Source organism: Streptomyces xanthii, from assembly GCF_014621695.1.
Classification (GTDB): Bacteria; Actinomycetota; Actinomycetes; order Streptomycetales; family Streptomycetaceae; genus Streptomyces; species Streptomyces xanthii.
The window spans coordinates 1-16430 of the sequence record NZ_CP061281.1; the positions used below are offsets into that span (position 1 = coordinate 1).

The window sequence follows — 16430 nt, forward strand, 5'->3', positions numbered from 1 at the left end:
ACGCGCCGCCACTACGTGGCGGAAAGACGGCAACGCTCCGCGTTGCTCACCGGCCGGCTCCGCTGTCCGGTGCGGACAACTCCGTTGTCCGGGGCTCGAATTGCTCCGCATCTGGCCTGCAGGAATTCGCTCCGCGAATTCCTGGCCGCTGGCTACAGAGCGCGGTGGGGATGTCTCGGCTCTCCCCTTTCCAAAATCCTGCCTACTCGTCAATCCTCTTTGTTGCCGCCCAATTCGACATACATCAGAACTGATGTAGAGTCAGCTCTGCTTAATGGAATAGATTTTGAGGTTATCTATTCCTCAAAGCCGTTACTATTTCGGCCAGATGAGCGCCTGGGCGATGATGACGTTGGTGCCGTTGAAGGTGACAGCGGGGCCTTCGTGTAGCTCGTAGCCGAGGCCGAGCATCTCGCTCACGCGTTGGCAGAACGTGGCGTCGTCTGGGCCTGTCAGGACTCGGTAGATGGGCAATCCGTTGGGTGGTGTGCTCATGTGGGGAAGGATCTCAGACTTGCTCACACGTGTGTGTCAGGCCATATGCCTGCGACGCCCGTGCGGCCGTCCGGGACGTCTTCGATTGTCACGATGGCCTGTTCGCGGATGTCTTCGCCGAGGACGCCGACCAGTGCTTCGGTGATGGTGGTGACGAGCTCTGCTGCTGCTCATGCCCCGGACGGTGGGCCGGGGCAAGAAGCACCCGATGGCCGCAGGCGCTGCAGTCGCTTTCGCTGGCGCCACGTCATCTCTCTTTGCCCTCCCCTGTTCTTCGACGGGCCGATGAGTGTGAACGAGCTTGGCGCTCGTTTTCAGGTCGCTCCGGCGACGGTGAGTCTGCTGGTGAGCGGTTTGATCCCGGCAGGGATTTTGGAGCGGCACCAGGATGAGGCGGACCGTCGCAGGCGGATTGTCGGCATCACGGCCGGTCAGCAATCTGCGATCACTGGGCTGGCCCCGGATGTGGCCGCCTGGCGCAAGGCGCTGGCTCCCCTGACGTCGGATCAGTGTCGGGTCTTTGTCGACACTCTCCTGGCTTACGAAGCCGCTGTGAGCAGCGGGGCGCTGGCTGTGCCGGGTCGGCCGGCATTGCCTGATGTGGCATTAGTTTCGGTTCGGGAGGTTGGGTCGGTGGTTGACGGCGGGGTCCGTCGGGGTGTCGGTTCGGGCTGTGGGCGGCAGCTGACTGGCTGGGGCTGCGTTCTCTTGTGCTGGTGAGTTGGCGAGTGCCGTGCCGAGGGTGGTTCTCGTGTAGCGGACGATGCGGCCTCGGCGGTGTCGGTCGACCAGTCGTGCGCGTAGCAGGATGCCGAGGTGGTAGGACACGGTTGCGTTGCTCCAGCCGGTTTTCTGGCTCAGTTCGGCTGTGGAGGCGGGGGTGTCGAGTGTGGTCAGGAGTGCGGCTCTGGTCGCGCCTATGAGTCCTGCCAGGGCTGTTTCCGTCGTGTCTGTGGGACGTTCGTCGAGGGTGGCGATGCCGCGTGCGCGGTAGATGAGCATGGGTGGGTGGGGGTGTTCGGCGGCGAACAGTACGGGGCCGACGTGTGTTGTGGCGGGGACGAAGAGGATTCCTTCGTGGGCCCAGTCGATGGTTCCGGAGTAGGTGCGTTCCAGTACGAGTTCGGTGCCGGTCCATTGCATGCGTTCGCCGAGTTCGTCGAGTACTGCTGCTGCGCCGTGCGTGGCCATCTTGTCGGCGCGGTTGCTGATGTCGGCGTTGGCGATCGCTTGGATTCGTGGCCAGTGCGTGTGAGTACGGTCTCGAACAGGGTTGCCATTGCTGTGGCGGCCATAGTTGCCACGGTTGCGCCGCCTTTGCGTGCGGCTGTCTCGAGTGCGGTTGGTATGGGTCGGCGCCAGCGCTCGTAGGCTGCCTGGCTCGGGTGCAGGGCGAGGACGTGGGGCCACACGCGTCGGCCGCGGATGGCGATGTCGAGTTGGTAGTCGACTTCCTCGGGCGGGGTGGCTGCGATGCGGGCAGCCACGTCTTGCATCGTTTCGCCTGGGCGTGGCACGGGGGTCAGGAAGTCCGGGGTGTAGCTGTGGTCGGTGGGGATCAGTGCCTGCAGCAGTGCCAGCTGGGTCGGTGTGAGTGTCTGGCGTGTTCGGGTGTACCAGTGTCGTGCGTGGGCTGCTGGGTGGTGGGTGCGGTGGCGTAGCACGCCGAGGATTTCTATGGCCGCGGACGTGGCGAACCGTGATCTGCTCCAAGCTTGTGCGTCCAGTTGCACCCTCATCGCCATGTCGTGAGTGTCGCATCGCCGCCGGGGTGGGGGCTGGTGGATTCGAAGGGTTTCGAATGCGTGGACGTCGCTGCCGCTGCCAGCGGATGGTGGTCCGTGACCGTGTTGCCACGTTCCAGGGAGGCGTTTTGAGTTTCGATCGGGCACACGCGGACTGCGATCGCGGCGGGGCTGCGGGGGTTGTCAGTCGGCGTGGCATCGTGCGTGTGGGGACTGTCTTGGGTGCGGTGGGGCTCCTGGCCGCTGCTACGCCGGCTTCGGTGTCGGTCGCTGGTGTTGCTCCGGGTGGGGATCCCGGGCTGCGCAAGCCGATCTTGGTCGGTGCCAATCCGGGTCTTCAGCTCTTCGACGGGTCGGGGGCGTGTACGGCTTATCTGTCCACCTGGCAGGTGGACTGGTCCACCCATGGCGCGGGGAACGCTTTCGTGCTGTGGCGTCCGGACGGGGTGAGGGCGGTCGGTGAGGATCCGGAGCTCACTCTCTGGCTGGCCGATCACTTCGTCCGTCACTTCCCCGAACTCGACGGTCTGCCCTGGCCCGCTCCCCGGTTCCGCCAGGCTGCGGTCCGGGTTCGGCTCGATCTTGCATCCGGGCTGTGGGCTGGGGGTGGAGGCATCGAGGTGAGCATGGGGGATGTGCTCGACCGGCGTGCTTTCGCCACCGACGGGTTCCCGCTGGCCGGCGTGGAGCACAGTTTGAGTCTGGTGACCGGCCCGTGTGGGCGGGCCCGGGTGCGCGTCGACGGGCGGCTCCAGCCCGGCGAGATCAGCCGGGGTGGGAGTCCGGGGCGTCCGTCGTCGTCGGCGTTCCTCGCCGCTGCTGAGGTGTGGCGCGCCTGATCTCCGGGGGCTTGAGCATGGTCGCGGCGCGATGACGCCGCCCAGGGTCCGCGTGGGCGACGGTGGCTCGTGGGCCGCCAAGGCGCAGGTAGACCTGGTGCTCGCGAATGAAGGCAGACCCTTTCGTCACGGCGGTCTCCGGGCCGTCCCACCAGGCGTGGAGGATGCGGCGGCCGCTGCGCATGACGGTGACGTGTCACCGTCCGGCGGGAGCGCCGGTCGCTCCGTGAAGAAGCTCCAGGTCGCCGCTGCTAGCCCCCATGAACGAACGCTGCCCACGTGAGCTCCTCCCGCGACTGCATCAGGCGGTGCGAGATGTTCCGGTCGGACCGATCCGCGCCGGTCCTTCGTGCGCATCTCGCAGGCGGCCTGGGCGTCAGGATGGCGTGGCAGACTGGCGGCTCCGGCAGCGTTGAACGGGGTGATCCGATTGGGTCTGGAGATCGAGAGCAGGCCGTCGGAGCTGCCGTACATCGAGCGGGTGTGGCGCAGCCGTAGTGACGAAGTGGGCCGGATGATGTCGATCGCGGCAACGCACTGGGAACTTGTCTTCTGGGAGCATGACGGTCAGGTCCAGGCGGCCGTCATGGGCCCGGAACCCAGCGCGTGTCTGGCTGATGTCCCCCAGGACGCCACGTTCTTCGGTATCAGCTTTGCGCTGGGTACCTCGATGCCGCACATCCCGGTCAGCCGGCTCGTGGGGGGTGGTGCGGAGATTCCGGATGTGACACGGCGCTCCGTCTGGCTGAAGGGCTCCAGCTGGCACCCGCCCGATTACGACAATGCGGAGGCGTTCGTACGGCGCATGGTGCGTGAGGGCATCGTGGACTGCGACCCGATCGTGCCCGCCGTGCTTCACGGTGCTGCCCCCGATGTCTCCGATCGCACTTTGCAGCGCCGCTTTGTCTCGGCGACGGGTCTCACCCAAGGCGCCATCCGGCAGATCCACCGCGCCCGTGAGGCGGCGGTACTGATCCAGGAGGGTGCGCCGGCCCAGGACGTCGTGCACCGGCTGGGCTACTACGACCAGCCGCATCTGGCGCGGTCCTTGACCCGGTACATCGGCCGAACCGCCACTGGGCTGAGCAGTCCGGAGGTAACCGAGCCCCTGTCGCTTCTGTACAAGCCCTCGTCCTCGGTGCCCGCGTAGGTTTCGTGGCGTGGCCGACGGGGTCGGCTCGTCCCGGTGGCAGGGCCCCGGGCCGTAACCGGGCAGGCGGCCCGGGACTCATCACGGAGGAATCATGCGCAAGGTCGTTTCGAGTCCGTTCATCTCGCTCGACGGTGTCGTCCAGTCGCCGAACGAGTGGCAGTTCGCCTTCGACGAGGAAATGGGCGCGGTGCTGGGGAGGGCGTTGGAGACCGCGGACACGATTTTGATGGGCCGGGTGACCTTCACCGAGTGGGCCGGGTACTGGCCGACGGTGACCAGCGGCGAGGACACCGGTTTCGCCAAGTGGATCAACGATTCGCCCAAGTACGTCGTCTCCTCCACGCTGGACAGCGTGGAGGACTGGTCCAACAGCACCCTCGTCAACGGCGATCTGACGGCCGCGATCGAGAAGCTCAGGGTCGGCGAGGGCAAGGACATCACCGTCGCGGGCAGCCCGACGCTGGTGCGTTCGCTGCTGGAACTGGATCTGCTGGATGAGCTGGTACTGCTGATCCACCTGGTGGTGGCCGGCGAAGGCCGAAAGAAGCTGTTCGAGGACGACACCGCTTTGAAGAAGCTGGAACTGGTGAGCGCGAAGCCCACCAGCAGCGGCGTGATCATCGCGACCTACCGCCCCGCGCGCTGAGCACCGGCCAGCGGCCCGCGGCCGGCCTTGCCCGCGGGCCGCTAGCCGGTACCGGCGTCGCCCCATGGAGTCGGCACGCACATCGACACTGACTAACGATGGAGAGTCGCCCTGAACGCGTACGCGGCGACCCGGCCGCCAAACGGGCAAGAGCGGGATGACGAGGCGGCGAACCGTGCGATGGCGAATGTCGTGGGCAGCCGAGAGGCCTTCGCCGACCAGTCCGCGATTGGCTTGGCCCAGGTCACCGACCGCGCCTGGGGGCGCGCCACGACGAACGAGTCGACGCCGACCTCAGGCGCAGCCTGCTGATGCACAGTCGGGGCCGCGACCAGACCTGACTCGCCGCCGAGACCCGCAGGTCTGCTGCATCCTCGAATGGAACCGATTGAGTTTCGGATCAATAGCGGAGAACTTGCCGCGCTGCAGGATCACCTGCTTCGCGGTGGTCGAAGAGGGGTTCTCGAGGGAACTCCCCTCGGGCTGATGCGCCGCCGGGCGGTCGGACGGGAGCCCGTCACCGCGATGAGGCCTTCGGCCGGAACTGCTTTGGTACCCGGCCGACCATTTCGGCCTGTACGCGCTGGGACACAATGTCACCGACCACGTGGAGGTCTCAGAGATCGAAGCGGCGGCCTTCATCGACCGGGGGATCCAGCGGATCAGGCCGTCTCGTTCCGCCTGAGACCAGGGAACCGACACGAGCCAGGAGGGGCACAGTGCCCGAGCCGACCACCGACACCTCCGGAATCCGCGAGGACGACGTCGCCTGGCGCGTCGGCACGTGGTGGCGTGAGGGCGGGCTGGACGGCCGCGTCGCGTTCCTCGCCCTGGAGGACGGCCACGACGCCTCCGCGGTCGTACGCCGGACTCACGAGCACGTGCCCGGCAGCGTCGTCGTCGACGCCACTGGACTCACCGCCGAGCAGGTCATGCGGCAGGCCCTCACGGATCTCGGAGTCGAGCTGCCCGCGGACGGGTCGCGCGCCTGGCGTCGCGTGCTCGGCGCGTGGCCCGAGGAGCGGCTGCTGCTGGTCGTCAACGCCCACAGGGCCGGTCCGACCCGGCGCTCGTACGAGGCCGAGCGGTTGGTGACCTGGACGCTCCCGCGGTTGGCGTGCGGCAGGTTGGCCGTGCTGGTTCACACGGTTCCGCAGTTGCTGCCCGTGGACGCCGACGCCCAGACGGTGTTCCGGGTGTCGGCGCCCGCCGCCGCGCCTGAGTCGGCGCCGGACTCGCGGGCCCTGCAGGCCCTGGCCCTGGCCGAGCCCCGCCCGTTCCGCTGCCTGTGTGGGCCCAACTGGTCACGGCGCTGACCGGTGAGGCGACGTCCGAAGACGAACTCGCCGCGCTCGCGCGGGAAGAGTCGGGCGTGCTCCGGCTCGGTCCGCTCGGGGCTTCCTTCGTCGACGAGGGCGTCGCCGAGAGGCTGCGCCGGGACGCCTTTCACGAGGCAGGCTCCGGCGAACTCTGCCGTCTCCATGGGCACATGGTGGATTGGCTGACGCGCTCGGCTGCGGGCTTCCGCCATCCCGAGGGCTGGGCGAGGCACGGCACCACCGGCCGGTACGCGGCCACGGGGCTCGCCATGCACGCCGTACAGGCGGGAACGTACGAGGAGCTGCTCCGGGACGGACGTGTCGTCGCCCATCTGCCGCAGACGGCCCTCGCGGACGCGGCACGCAGCATCACCTTCTCCCTTCCCGGTAACACGGCGGCAGCCGACGCCATTCACCTGTGGGGCTGGGGAATCGTCCCGCGGCAGCAGGCTGAGTGGGCGTCTTGGCTGCACCTGATGGCCCTTTCGCGCAACGACCGCGCGTTCGCGTCAGCGGTCGCTAACTCCGGTGTCACCCTGCCCTGGCAGGCCAAGTGGGCGAAGTGGCGGCCGCCGGGCGGCCTTCACCCTGACTTCCTCGAGGCGGGGCGACTGGCCGCACTGGCGGAGGTGCGCTGGCATAGGCGGCCCGCCGTCGCCGGTCTGCAGCGACGGACGGTGAACGAGGAGGAGTTGCTGTACGTCTCGATCTGGGACGTGGAGACGGGAGAGCAGCTCACGGACCCTCTTGAGGACGACGGCATCCTGGAGGAACACAGCGCGGATCTGACCTGGCCCGCGGCGTCCGGACAGGGCTCCGCCGCGCCCGCCAGTGTCAGCGAACTGTTCGCCGCATCGGTCCCGCGACGGGATGACCGCGCCTTCGTGCTCCCCTGCGTACCGCCGGCGGTCGGCGACGTCACCCTGTTCGCGGGCGACTTGGGTTTGATCGCGATCGAACCCGCCGACGGCGTGGACCTCTCCGACTTCGGGGCCCGGACGCTCCCCCTCAGCGGTGACTACACAGACGCGGGTCCGTGCAGCCCGGTCGACGCGCCGGCCCCGAGCCACGAGGACCTCCTCACCGTGTTCGGCGAGGACCTGATCTATCCCATCCAGCCCGAGGACCTTCCGGATCGGCTCACCGACCCCGCGACACGCGAACTCCTCCTGGAATTCGGTCTGCCGTACATGAAGGAAGGCGCCATGGGCCTCTTCCCTTTCGGCAACTGGGAGATGGGCGTTCTCGACGAACTGCCCTCCTGGCCCGAGGGAATCGAGCCCGTCACCGAGACAGGCCCCTTCTTCCGGATCGGCAAGTGGGTGGGCGGCAGCCTCGTCGTCGACGGCCCCACCGGACACGTCCTGCGCGTCCCCACCGGGCCGGGCGAGGACCATCTCGGCGGCCTCCCCATCGCGGACAGCCTCGAGGAATTCCTCACCATGGTCGCGGTGTTCGTCACCGGCCTGCGCTCACGGCACCTCGCTCCCCCGACCAGCGCCGAACGACAACAGGCCACCTACTGGACGGTGGGCGCACTGATCGAGACCAACGAGACGAGCGGCAAGCAGCCCGCCTGGTCCTACGTACTCCACAACACGTGATTCCGACCACGAGGATGCTGGACCGCCCGGGAGGGGCTTTCCGTCCTGCACGCTCCGTTCGAGCACCGGCTCCACCGCAACCCAGGGCATGCGTAAGTTCCCGGAATCATCCAACTGTTGTGAGGATGCCGCAGGTTGGGGTGGATGGCAGAGCGGACACGGGATCCGTGATCATTGAGGTGTCTAACAGCGGCTAACACAATGAGGTGGATCAGTCCTGGTTGCCGTGTCCGGGACGGGAGTTGAGCGTTCGGTTCCGGTGTGGGGACGTCGCCGTGGATCGTGTCGGATGAGCTGTGGGACCGTGTGGAGCCGCTGCTGCCGCAGCGTGAGCGCAGGTTCCGGCATCCGGGTCGCAAGCCGTTGCCGGACCGGGTGGTGCTGTGCGGGATCTTGTACGTGCTGCACACCGGGATCCAGTGGGAGTATTTGCCCAAGGACCTCGGCTTCGGGTCGGGCATGACATGTTGGCGCAGGCTGCGGGACTGGAACGAGGCCGGTGTCTGGCAGCGGTTGCACGAGGTCCTGCTGGCCGAACTGAACGCGGCCGCACGTCTGGACTGGTCCCGCTGTGTGGTCGACTCCTCGCACGTCAGGGCGCTAAAAGGGGGCAGCACACGGGCCCGTCGCCGGTTGACCGGGGCCGGGCCGGCTCCAAGCATCACTTGATCACCGATGGACACGGCACTCCGCTGGCGGTCCTGCTGACCGGCGGCAACCGCAACGACGTCACCCAGCTCCTGCCCCTGCTCGACGCGATCCCCCCGGTCCGCGGCCGGGTTGGTCGTCCTCGCCGGAAGCCGGACTCGCTGTTCGCCGACCGCGGGTACGACCACGACATCTACCGGGACCAGGTCCGCGCCCGCGGCATCGTGCCCGCGATCGCCCGCCGCGGGACCCTGCACGGCACCGGGCTGGGCACCTACCGCTGGGTCGTGGAGAGGATTTTTGCCTGGCTGCACGGCTTTCGCCGCCTGCGCATCCGCTGGGAACGGCGAGCCGACATCCACGAGGCGTTTCTCAAACTCGCCTGCTGCCTCATCACCGATCGGCAGCTCAGGGCATTGCGCTGACACTGGAACCGCTGGGCATCCCATGGATGTCCGTGGCTCATGCCATGATCCGGCCTCATGAGTGACCGATCGCTTTCGCCTGCCTGGCTGGCCTCGTGGACAGACAGGGTCTCCGGGACTCTCACGGCCCTGACAGACGAGTTCGAGCATCGGCACGGCTTCCCCCCTGGGACCAACCAGGTCCGGCCGGCCGACCACGACGATCAAGCCGCGGCTCGTACGCTCGCCCAAGTCCCCTCTGCACCAGCTGACCTGGTCACCTTCTACGAGAGCATCGGCGATGTCACCTGGGCGGACGTCGGCAACGGCTACTTCCTCGACGGGGCCGGTGACGTCCTGCTGCAGCTCCAGGAGTACGGCGTTGTCGACGTCGGCACGGGCCAAAAGGCCCGTGGCCTGGTCATCGGCTCGAACGGCGGCGGCCTGATCTATGTCGCGGGGTCCGACGGGGCCGTTTACCGGACGCGGACGGCGTCGCTGGACGAAGCGGAGTTCGACAAGGTGGCCGATGACCTCCGACAGTTTCTGGAGCTGCTGGAGCACTCCCTGACAAGGTTCAACGGCGATGGCGATCCGGGATACCTGTAAGCGCAGGCTCCAGCGCCTATTTTGTTAGCGGTTGTTAGCTGCCGTCGATCCGGACGAGACCCTGGCTGTAGCACCGTGAGCGGGTACATCAGCAACTGCCAGCTGAACCGATCCGGCCAACAATGCCCCGGCAAGCACGGTGATCCCAGCTCTGCCGGACCAGCCCCACGCAGACGCGCGCATCCCCCACACCTTCCGCCTGCTCCGTAAGTCCCCACCCCGGAGTCACAGGATCTTCAAAAGTGGACGGACTGTATCCGGACAGTCCGTGAAGACGTCAAGCATGAAAGATCAGGCCAACCGACTTAGTCATAGTCATATTTCAGCCACGGAACGGCTTGAGGGCCGCCCCTAATGATCCACTCTGCCGGTCTTGACCTACAGGCCATCCACACAAAAGCGTCACCGCCCCCGTCGCCCGTTCACCCCCGCCCCCTCGCCGCCTTTGCCGAAGCTTGAATCAGCGGGCGGAACTTCCCGCCGCCGCATGCTGCACCACCTGACGCTCCCGACGCCGCCCGCCTGCCTCGCCGAACAGCCCGATGCCGTGGGCGACCGATGTGGCGTTGCTGACGTCTGTGCCGGAACTCTGCCGTCGGGAGCCCGGTGCCGGTATGACAGTCCCATCGCAGCTCGGGGAGGTCGGACATGGTGTGGCTCGGAGTAATCGTCTTAGCGGGCTTGGCATTCTGGGTGAGCCGCAGGCTGCACCGGTATCCCGGCGGCTGGGCCTTCGCCTTCAGCCTGCAGTACGAGGGCGACCGGGACGCCCTGGAGCACGCCCGCAGCGAAGTCCGAGCGTGGACACGCAGAGCCGAACAAGACGAGTCCTCGGCCCGCAGGGCAGTAACAGCGGCCGAGAGCATCCAAGAGCGCCGGCTGCAGGAACTCGAGCATCGGCGGACACGGCTGCGCCACCCCGGCAGCGGCGAACAGGTCGGTGTGCTCGGATCACTGACATTGTTCCAGCACCGGCTCATGGTGAAGTCGGACTCAGGGATCGCCTCTGTCGAACTGGTCCAGATGGAGGTCCACTTCAGCACGGACCACATGTACCACCACGTCTACTGCATCAATTCCGGCGGACAGTCGCTCCAGGCAAAGTACCGTCACCTTCCTCCCGCCCCAGAGACACAGGAGCAGTGCTTCGACGAGGGCACGGTGCGCGACTTCGTGAGGGACATCCAGAAGGCAGTCACACGGGAAAACAGCTTCCGCGAGCAGCTGCCGAGCCAGCTCAAGGCGGTGGAGTCCGAGCGGGAGGCAGTCGAGAAGGACACCGGTGCAGCAGATGCCGCTCGTGAACAGCTTGAGGAGACACGGGAACGCAACCGGCAAGACCCTCGCGGCCGGGTACTGGAGGAGAAGCTGGAGGAGGCACTCAAGGACTGGGAGGAGCTCACTGGTCGCGTGCCTCCACGTTGAACCAACCACCCCGGCCAGGCTCCGTTGCGCGCCTTCCACGTGGCGGCTCAGCCATGGGCGTCAATCGGCAACGCGGTGGATGGCGAACGGCTTCGTCACGCTCTTCTGCCGCCGCAGTCTGTTGGAGGAGTGCACCTCCTGGCTGGACGACCACGGCTATCACGTCACGACTCTGGATGCGGCGGCCGACTTGCGCATGGGGGTCGGCGCGGCTCTGGACTTTCCCGACCACTACGGACGCAGCCTCGACGCGTTCAACGACTGCTTCGGCGATGTCGCCTCCTACGCCGAATAAGGCATCCCCCAGACCTCGCCGGTCTGGTCCTGGTCTTCACCGACTTCGGCATGTTCACCGTCGGCCATCCGGAGACCGCTCAGATCGTCCTGGACATCATCGCCGACAACGCCGCCGGGCCGCATTGTTCGGACGCCGCGTGATGTGCCTGGTCCACAGCTCCGACCCCCAGATCAAGTTCGCCCCTGTCGGAGCCATGCCCGTCATGTGGAACGACGCCGAAAGCCTCGACGCCACGCGACGGTCAGACTGACCTGCCCCTGCACGGTCGCACTGAGCGATCCCGAAATGTTGATAAGAGCCGCCTGGCATGACCGCCGTCAAGCCACCGGTCGAAGACCGTCTGAACCCTCGCCGGCACGAACGCCGCCTGTGCAAGGCGCGGGAGCGGATGCTGGTGCCGCTGGCGAGCGCTGTGCGGGCGATGGCTTGCCCAACTACAGGCGGCAGCACTGCCCTACTGGTCGTAGATGACGCTGAACTCCTGGTTCGTCTCCGTGTACCGGACCAACTGTTCGCGGAGCGCAGTAGCCGCCAGAGGCGCTCGACGTTCCAGTTCTGCCCAGTGGACGAAGCGCAACAGCCTGGGCATCTCGATCAGGCCGGTGATCGCATCCCAGAACGCGGCCCAGTTCATCCCGTAGAACGCAGGGAAGCCGAGCTCCCGCTTGAGAACGTCGTGAAGGTCGCGGTCAGTGCTGACTGGCCCAACATCGATCACCACCACGTCCGGCACCTCCGGCTCCGGCTCCTCAGCGGCTCCCCAGGGAGCCACCAACAGATGACCGACGGAGTGACGGGCCAGGGACGATGCGAGCCGCTCCTCCAGTCCTCGAAGAAGTCCTCGGCCGGGTCGATGGGACGCCAATCGGGATCAAGCGGTTCATCGCCTGCCGGCGGTCGCGTGAACCGTCTGCCCTGCTGGTCACAGGCGCCGAAGGCCTGGAAGTTCTTTTGGGCCTCGACGAGTGACACGCGGTTGGCGCCACGAGGCATGAACGGCCAGCGGAACTGCTGCGGATCGTCTTCCCAGAAGCAGATCGGGCAGATGGCGAACGATCCGGGCCACCCGTCCTCGATGTCGAAGACGAGATGACCGCAGCAGGGGCAGGGCCGACGGGTATCCATCGACGCAGTCTGGCTCGAAGAGTCGGCTCACGGCGACCTGGATTCCCGGGAAGCCATCACCAGCCCGCCGCACGAACGCCGCAGCCATGACCCAACACGCGGCGGTGGCACACCCTTCCTCTCAGTTCCACCACCCGTTGGCCTCTCCGGGCTTCGGCGGAAAAGCGGGCAGCGAAGGCTCTTCAGATCCAGTTTCCCCAGCCGAACGTGGCGATGTAAGCCCGGCGGACGGCATCCCGGCCACGGCCACTGCCGATGTGAATCACTGCCAGTGCAAGAAGGAACCAGGCCGTGAAAGCCCCACCAATGATCAAGGTCCATCGAGGGCCGGAGAAGCCGGCGACCACGATCAAGACGATGACCGTCACACCCAAGCCCACATGGGCGGCGGGCAGATCTGAACGCAGTGCCTCACGCACAGAGTGGCGCTCTGTCTGCATGTCCCGGGTGTACTGAGAAGCCGAGGCTTCGCCGTTCTCTAGCTCAGAGCTGTGTTCCATGAGTAGGCCCCCCTGTAGATCCAGCTGCGTCTGCAACCCGAGCAGCCTATTCACTGCCTTGTACGGCCCGCCCCGACCAGAACCGACCTTCTCCCGGTCGACCTATCGTCCCATCGTGCGACGGATCTCGGTGACGGCATGCGCGATCGCGGACTGCATCCGGACCCCGAGCACGTCCAGCTTCACCAGCCCCAGGTCCTCCACGTTGCCTTGTCTATACCGACCCTCTGCCAGCGCAGGACATGACCTGGCGGCAGAGGGCCGCCTGGTGGCAGGCAAACCACCTGTCTCAATCCGACGAGTCGCAGGTCGCCGATGCCCTGTGGACTTCCCGCTGCTGCCTCAACCGCTCGCGCATCGTGATCGAGGTCGACGGCGCCCACCACTACGGCACGAAGAATGCTCCCGACGAGGCCGGCCGCGTCACCTACACCGCCTCGCCTCATCTGTGCTCAGAGACAGTCGCCGAGGACCGCCGCCGCCTGCGGCTGGCCGGCTACGAGACTGGGTGCCCGCTTCGCACACCCCCGCCTCTGCGCGGCCATCGCCGACTGCCTGACCTTCAAACGGCACCATCATCGAGATCGGCACCGTCTCCTACCGGCGCGCCTCGGCCCGGGCACGGACCGAAGCGCCCGCCAAAGCCGGCTGACCGCTGCATGGTTCAGTCTAATGGTCCATCACCCCAAGGATCGTCAAACACTGTTTCGGGGATGTCCGCCGTGAGCATTTCGGCGATGCAGCTGCGCAGCCCGGCGCCGGTGGGGTCGATCCAGGTGAGCCATGGCACCGGCTGGAGCAGGTCGTCGTATTGACGAGTGCCGGGGTCGGTGAGGACGGCGCGGAGCTCGTCGGGGGCGGGGTCGGTGACCAGGCAGAGCCAGGCCAGGCCGGCGCCGATGCGGACCTCGAACGGTCGTCCGGGATCCGACCACAGGCCTCGGGCCCACTTGGGAGCGTGTTCATCCTGGTGTTCGCGGGCGAGTTGGGCGATCGCCAGGATCAAGCTCACTCGGACTACCGCCTCGTCTTCCTTCGCCAGCCCGGACCGCAGAGCAGAGGAGACGTGGGAAAGCTCGCCGGTCGCCGCTGCCAGAACGTAGGCGGTCACGGAGCGGACCGCGGGGTCGGGGTCGCAGAGGAGCGGGATCAGAAGGCTCAGGTCGTCCGTGACGGCCTGACGGGCGGCCTGGATCGTCCAGTCCACCGGGCACATCGTGCTGCCCTCGATCATCAAGGGCTCTTCGGCGACCTGGAGCAGGCCTTCCCGCGATCCGTCCCCCATGTGCTGACACCGGCCGATCTCGGCGATCAGGCGAAGGGTCTGGGCACGGAGTTCGGGGCGCGTGGTCGCCGCGATCCGGAGCAGGAACGGCACCGCCAGTGCCCCCACTGCGATCGTGCCGCCCTGGTGGTGAAGACTCGTCCAGAGCCGCCGCAAGGCCTCGTCGGCAGCTTCGGCGTCCCCGGATGCGAGCGTCGCGAGCAGGCCGGGAATCTCCTCGCCCGGGCCGCAAAAGTGCCGGAACCGCTGCCAGGGGACCTCGTCGTACCTGAACCCGTCCTTGACCTCCCGCGGGATCGCGCTGACGGCCGCCCTCACATCGCAGTCCGCGCCGACCCACCGTTCCGGCCAGTCGTCCCAATTGTCGTTGTCCATGGCTAGGCCTTCCAGTCCATCGACAGCATCCGAACGCCGGGAGTCTAACGACCGGTGATCAAGAGACAGACCGCTTCCACAGCGCTCCGGTTGGTGGCATGCCACCACGGCGACGTCACTTCTCGTGAGCACCTGCAGCACTCAAGATCGCTGCTGCCCAACCTACTGTTCAAACGCTGCTACTTCACGTGAACGAAGCCATCGAGTCGGTGGACCGGGCCGTCGGCAGCAACCTGCGACCCGCCACAGCAATCGACGCCGACACATGGATCGAGGGCCGAATCGTACGCGTACGTCAGAGGATCCACCTCCCGTCCGCCGCCGACAATCAAGCGACGATCACGCTCACTGATTTCAGAAGCCCCATGCAGGTAAGCGCACCCGTTGGGCGCTGAAGCATCAGGCATGGAACATGAACCAGGCAAGGCTCAGTGCAGTCCCGGCTCAGCGCGCCAACGATGGCGCTCGCGACGGTGTCTTTGCGCATGGGTGTTCAGTGGTGCGTCGGACGGCGGCGGTGCGGCCGCAGGGCGCCGTCTGGACGCGCCGAATCGCTCCGTCGTACAGGCCGGCGTCTGCCTCCTCCTCTGTGTCGAGTACGGCCGCGGTGACGTCGCCGCCGTCGTCACATGCGGTGGCAGCCAGTTGGAGCGGCCGGTCGGGGCGGCGGCGAGGTGGCGGGCTTGCTCGATCAGGTGCCGGAAAGCGGTCGTTACCCAAGGTCAGTCCCACCAGAACTCCCAGCAGTTCAGATCGATGAGGTGCTCGGCATACGCGACCAGGTCTTGGTGCGCGCCTTGCCAGATGTTGTCGGGGCAGAAGGCGAAGTGCTCAGCGGCAATGGCCAGGGCCTCCTCAAGTGCGCTGGGCGGTACGGCAACGCTGAGGTGGAGGGTGCTGAATCCGACGCCGACAACGCGCGTACCGAAGCGGTGCTCCCAGCCGCGGACGACGGCCGAGAAGGTGGCTGTGTCGTTGTCGTAGTTGGCAGGGCCGTCCCACCCGACGGCGGTGAGGGCATCGGCTCCGCAGGGTGCCGAGACGAGGCCGAGACGTGCCTGCGGGTTCTGGGCCAGGAAGGCCCGCGCGTACTGCTCGGCCATTCCATCGGGGTCCGCGCAGATCCTGCGGGCGGATGCAGTACCGGGCCAGGTCTGGCCGAAGGGAGCGGTGACAGCCAGGCGTTCCTCGGCTGTGAGCTGGTCGTCGTCTTCGTCCGTGCCCGTGTAGTCCTGCCACCAGCGGGCGAGAAGTTCCTCGGCGTCGTGCTCGTCGGGGGAAGACATACGCTCGGGAGACAGTTCGCCGCAGCCCCAGGGCCTGAAGTCCGCGTCGTGCGGGTCCAGGGAGTCGAGCAGCAGCGGCCACAGCCGGGAGGCGGCATGTTCGCCACGCACCTGCGCCCACAGGTCGGCAGAAGCGGGTCTGTCGCTCAGCCACAGAGGTTGCAGGTCGCCGGCACCTTCATCCGAGGTGATCATGCGTCCAGGCGGCAGGCATATTCCGCGGGACAGAAGGAAGTCGAGATTCACGAGCGGATGCTACGAGGTGGGTCTGACGCCCGGCCCTTTCAACGGGAACAACCGACCCAGACGCTACGACGCCCACCGATCGACGTCTGTGATCCGGCACTTGATCGGACCAGAAGCCTCCTCCAGGCCGCCCGCCGACATGTTCGCCACCTCCCCCGCAGCCAGGTTGTCCGACGTTGCGACCGTGTCGTCCACGCGCTCGCCGTTTGCGTCGACGAACTCGATGCTCACCCAGTAGTCAGAGGTCTTGGAACTGTGGTTCGTGATGCGGATCTTGGCCTCAGGCCATGACGTGGCGGAGTCCACGGAGCAGCTGGTGATCTCGACGTCGCCACGCGGCCCCGTCGCTGCGGGGCTGTCCCTGTCTTGCGATGGTGCGCCTGACTTCTTCGGCGGGTGCACGTCGTCCTCCGAGCCCACCAGAGCGC

Annotated in this window: 18 protein-coding genes and 1 pseudogene; 10 read left to right on the forward strand and 9 right to left on the reverse strand. The window is 67.0% G+C overall.

Annotated elements, in window-relative coordinates; translation table 11 throughout:
* Positions 1-315: 315 nt before the first annotated feature.
* Positions 316-495, reverse strand: a complete 180-nt coding sequence (locus tag IAG42_RS00005; protein ID WP_188334915.1) for a DUF1737 domain-containing protein — start codon at positions 493-495, stop codon at positions 316-318.
* A 23-nt stretch (positions 496-518) separates the two neighbouring features.
* Positions 519-641: a hypothetical protein gene (locus IAG42_RS38525; RefSeq protein ID WP_188341096.1), complete on the reverse strand. Its 123-nt coding sequence runs from the start codon at positions 639-641 to the stop codon at positions 519-521.
* A 139-nt stretch (positions 642-780) separates the two neighbouring features.
* Between IAG42_RS38525 and IAG42_RS38430 the strand changes: the two genes are divergently transcribed.
* Complete coding sequence (locus IAG42_RS38430) at positions 781-1215, forward strand: MarR family winged helix-turn-helix transcriptional regulator (protein WP_317453288.1); 435 nt, start codon at positions 781-783, stop codon at positions 1213-1215.
* Here IAG42_RS38430 and IAG42_RS00020 read toward each other — a convergent pair.
* A complete protein-coding gene (locus IAG42_RS00020; protein WP_188334916.1) occupies positions 1102-1686 on the reverse strand; it encodes an ArsR/SmtB family transcription factor in 585 nt (194 codons plus the stop codon). The two genes, IAG42_RS38430 and IAG42_RS00020, sit on opposite strands and share 114 nt — an antisense overlap.
* An 814-nt stretch (positions 1687-2500) precedes the next feature.
* Between IAG42_RS00020 and IAG42_RS00025 the strand changes: the two genes are divergently transcribed.
* The 9 genes and pseudogenes from IAG42_RS00025 (at position 2501) to IAG42_RS37880 (ending at position 11182) form a co-directional block, all read left to right on the forward strand.
* The gene (locus IAG42_RS00025; protein ID WP_223205769.1) at positions 2501-3079 is read left to right on the forward strand and encodes a hypothetical protein; all 579 of its coding nucleotides are present in this window, start codon (positions 2501-2503) and stop codon (positions 3077-3079) included.
* 421 nt (positions 3080-3500) lie between these two features.
* On the forward strand, positions 3501-4229 hold the full coding sequence (locus tag IAG42_RS00030; protein ID WP_223205770.1) for a helix-turn-helix domain-containing protein: 729 nt from the start codon (positions 3501-3503) through the stop codon (positions 4227-4229).
* A 94-nt stretch (positions 4230-4323) separates the two neighbouring features.
* Positions 4324-4878, forward strand: a complete 555-nt coding sequence (locus IAG42_RS00035; RefSeq protein WP_188334918.1) for a dihydrofolate reductase family protein — start codon at positions 4324-4326, stop codon at positions 4876-4878.
* A gap of 719 nt (positions 4879-5597) precedes the next feature.
* Complete coding sequence (locus IAG42_RS00040) at positions 5598-6194, forward strand: hypothetical protein (protein WP_188334919.1); 597 nt, start codon at positions 5598-5600, stop codon at positions 6192-6194.
* Positions 6167-7801 (forward strand): SUKH-4 family immunity protein, encoded by a 1635-nt coding sequence (locus IAG42_RS00045; RefSeq protein ID WP_188334920.1) that lies wholly within the window; start codon positions 6167-6169, stop codon positions 7799-7801. The genes IAG42_RS00040 and IAG42_RS00045 overlap by 28 nt, the downstream gene beginning before the upstream one ends.
* Before the next feature lie 221 nt (positions 7802-8022).
* Positions 8023-8874: pseudogene (locus IAG42_RS00050) on the forward strand (IS5 family transposase).
* 129 nt (positions 8875-9003) lie between these two features.
* Complete coding sequence (locus IAG42_RS00055; protein WP_188341098.1) at positions 9004-9462, forward strand: SMI1/KNR4 family protein; 459 nt, start codon at positions 9004-9006, stop codon at positions 9460-9462.
* A gap of 648 nt (positions 9463-10110) precedes the next feature.
* Complete coding sequence (locus IAG42_RS00060; RefSeq protein WP_188334922.1) at positions 10111-10887, forward strand: hypothetical protein; 777 nt, start codon at positions 10111-10113, stop codon at positions 10885-10887.
* Positions 10888-10966: 79 nt separating this feature from the next.
* Positions 10967-11182 (forward strand): barstar family protein, encoded by a 216-nt coding sequence (locus IAG42_RS37880; RefSeq protein ID WP_223205772.1) that lies wholly within the window; start codon positions 10967-10969, stop codon positions 11180-11182.
* A 457-nt stretch (positions 11183-11639) separates the two neighbouring features.
* Here the strand turns inward: IAG42_RS37880 and IAG42_RS00070 are convergent, their stop codons facing one another.
* From IAG42_RS00070 to IAG42_RS00100, 6 genes are all read right to left on the reverse strand, one after another.
* A complete protein-coding gene (locus IAG42_RS00070) occupies positions 11640-11909 on the reverse strand; it encodes a barstar family protein (protein ID WP_188334923.1) in 270 nt (89 codons plus the stop codon).
* Positions 11900-12310, reverse strand: a complete 411-nt coding sequence (locus IAG42_RS00075; RefSeq protein WP_188334924.1) for a CPCC family cysteine-rich protein — start codon at positions 12308-12310, stop codon at positions 11900-11902. The genes IAG42_RS00070 and IAG42_RS00075 overlap by 10 nt, the downstream gene beginning before the upstream one ends.
* Positions 12311-12492: 182 nt before the next feature.
* On the reverse strand, positions 12493-12810 hold the full coding sequence (locus IAG42_RS00080; protein ID WP_223205773.1) for a hypothetical protein: 318 nt from the start codon (positions 12808-12810) through the stop codon (positions 12493-12495).
* A gap of 664 nt (positions 12811-13474) precedes the next feature.
* Positions 13475-14470, reverse strand: coding sequence for a hypothetical protein (locus IAG42_RS37885; protein ID WP_223205774.1), 996 nt, complete (start codon positions 14468-14470; stop codon positions 13475-13477).
* A 722-nt stretch (positions 14471-15192) separates the two neighbouring features.
* Complete coding sequence (locus IAG42_RS00095; RefSeq protein ID WP_223205775.1) at positions 15193-16002, reverse strand: DUF4253 domain-containing protein; 810 nt, start codon at positions 16000-16002, stop codon at positions 15193-15195.
* 63 nt (positions 16003-16065) lie between these two features.
* Positions 16066-16308, reverse strand: a complete 243-nt coding sequence (locus IAG42_RS00100) for an FxLYD domain-containing protein (RefSeq protein ID WP_188334925.1) — start codon at positions 16306-16308, stop codon at positions 16066-16068.
* Between the last annotated feature and the right edge of the window lie 122 nt (positions 16309-16430).

What these genes read in the sequence shown, in the direction of transcription:
- IAG42_RS00005 (WP_188334915.1), bottom strand. Translation starts at nt 495, where the DNA reads ATGAGCACACCACCCAACGGATTGCCCATCTACCGAGTCCTGACAGGC.
- IAG42_RS38430 (WP_317453288.1), top strand. Translation starts at nt 781, where the DNA reads ATGAGTGTGAACGAGCTTGGCGCTCGTTTTCAGGTCGCTCCGGCGACG.
- IAG42_RS00020 (WP_188334916.1), bottom strand. Translation starts at nt 1,686, where the DNA reads ATGGCCACGCACGGCGCAGCAGCAGTACTCGACGAACTCGGCGAACGC.
- IAG42_RS00035 (WP_188334918.1), top strand. Translation starts at nt 4,324, where the DNA reads ATGCGCAAGGTCGTTTCGAGTCCGTTCATCTCGCTCGACGGTGTCGTC.
- IAG42_RS00060 (WP_188334922.1), top strand. Translation starts at nt 10,111, where the DNA reads ATGGTGTGGCTCGGAGTAATCGTCTTAGCGGGCTTGGCATTCTGGGTG.
- IAG42_RS37880 (WP_223205772.1), top strand. Translation starts at nt 10,967, where the DNA reads ATGGCGAACGGCTTCGTCACGCTCTTCTGCCGCCGCAGTCTGTTGGAG.
- IAG42_RS00075 (WP_188334924.1), bottom strand. Translation starts at nt 12,310, where the DNA reads ATGGATACCCGTCGGCCCTGCCCCTGCTGCGGTCATCTCGTCTTCGAC.
- IAG42_RS00080 (WP_223205773.1), bottom strand. Translation starts at nt 12,810, where the DNA reads ATGGAACACAGCTCTGAGCTAGAGAACGGCGAAGCCTCGGCTTCTCAG.
- IAG42_RS37885 (WP_223205774.1), bottom strand. Translation starts at nt 14,470, where the DNA reads ATGGACAACGACAATTGGGACGACTGGCCGGAACGGTGGGTCGGCGCG.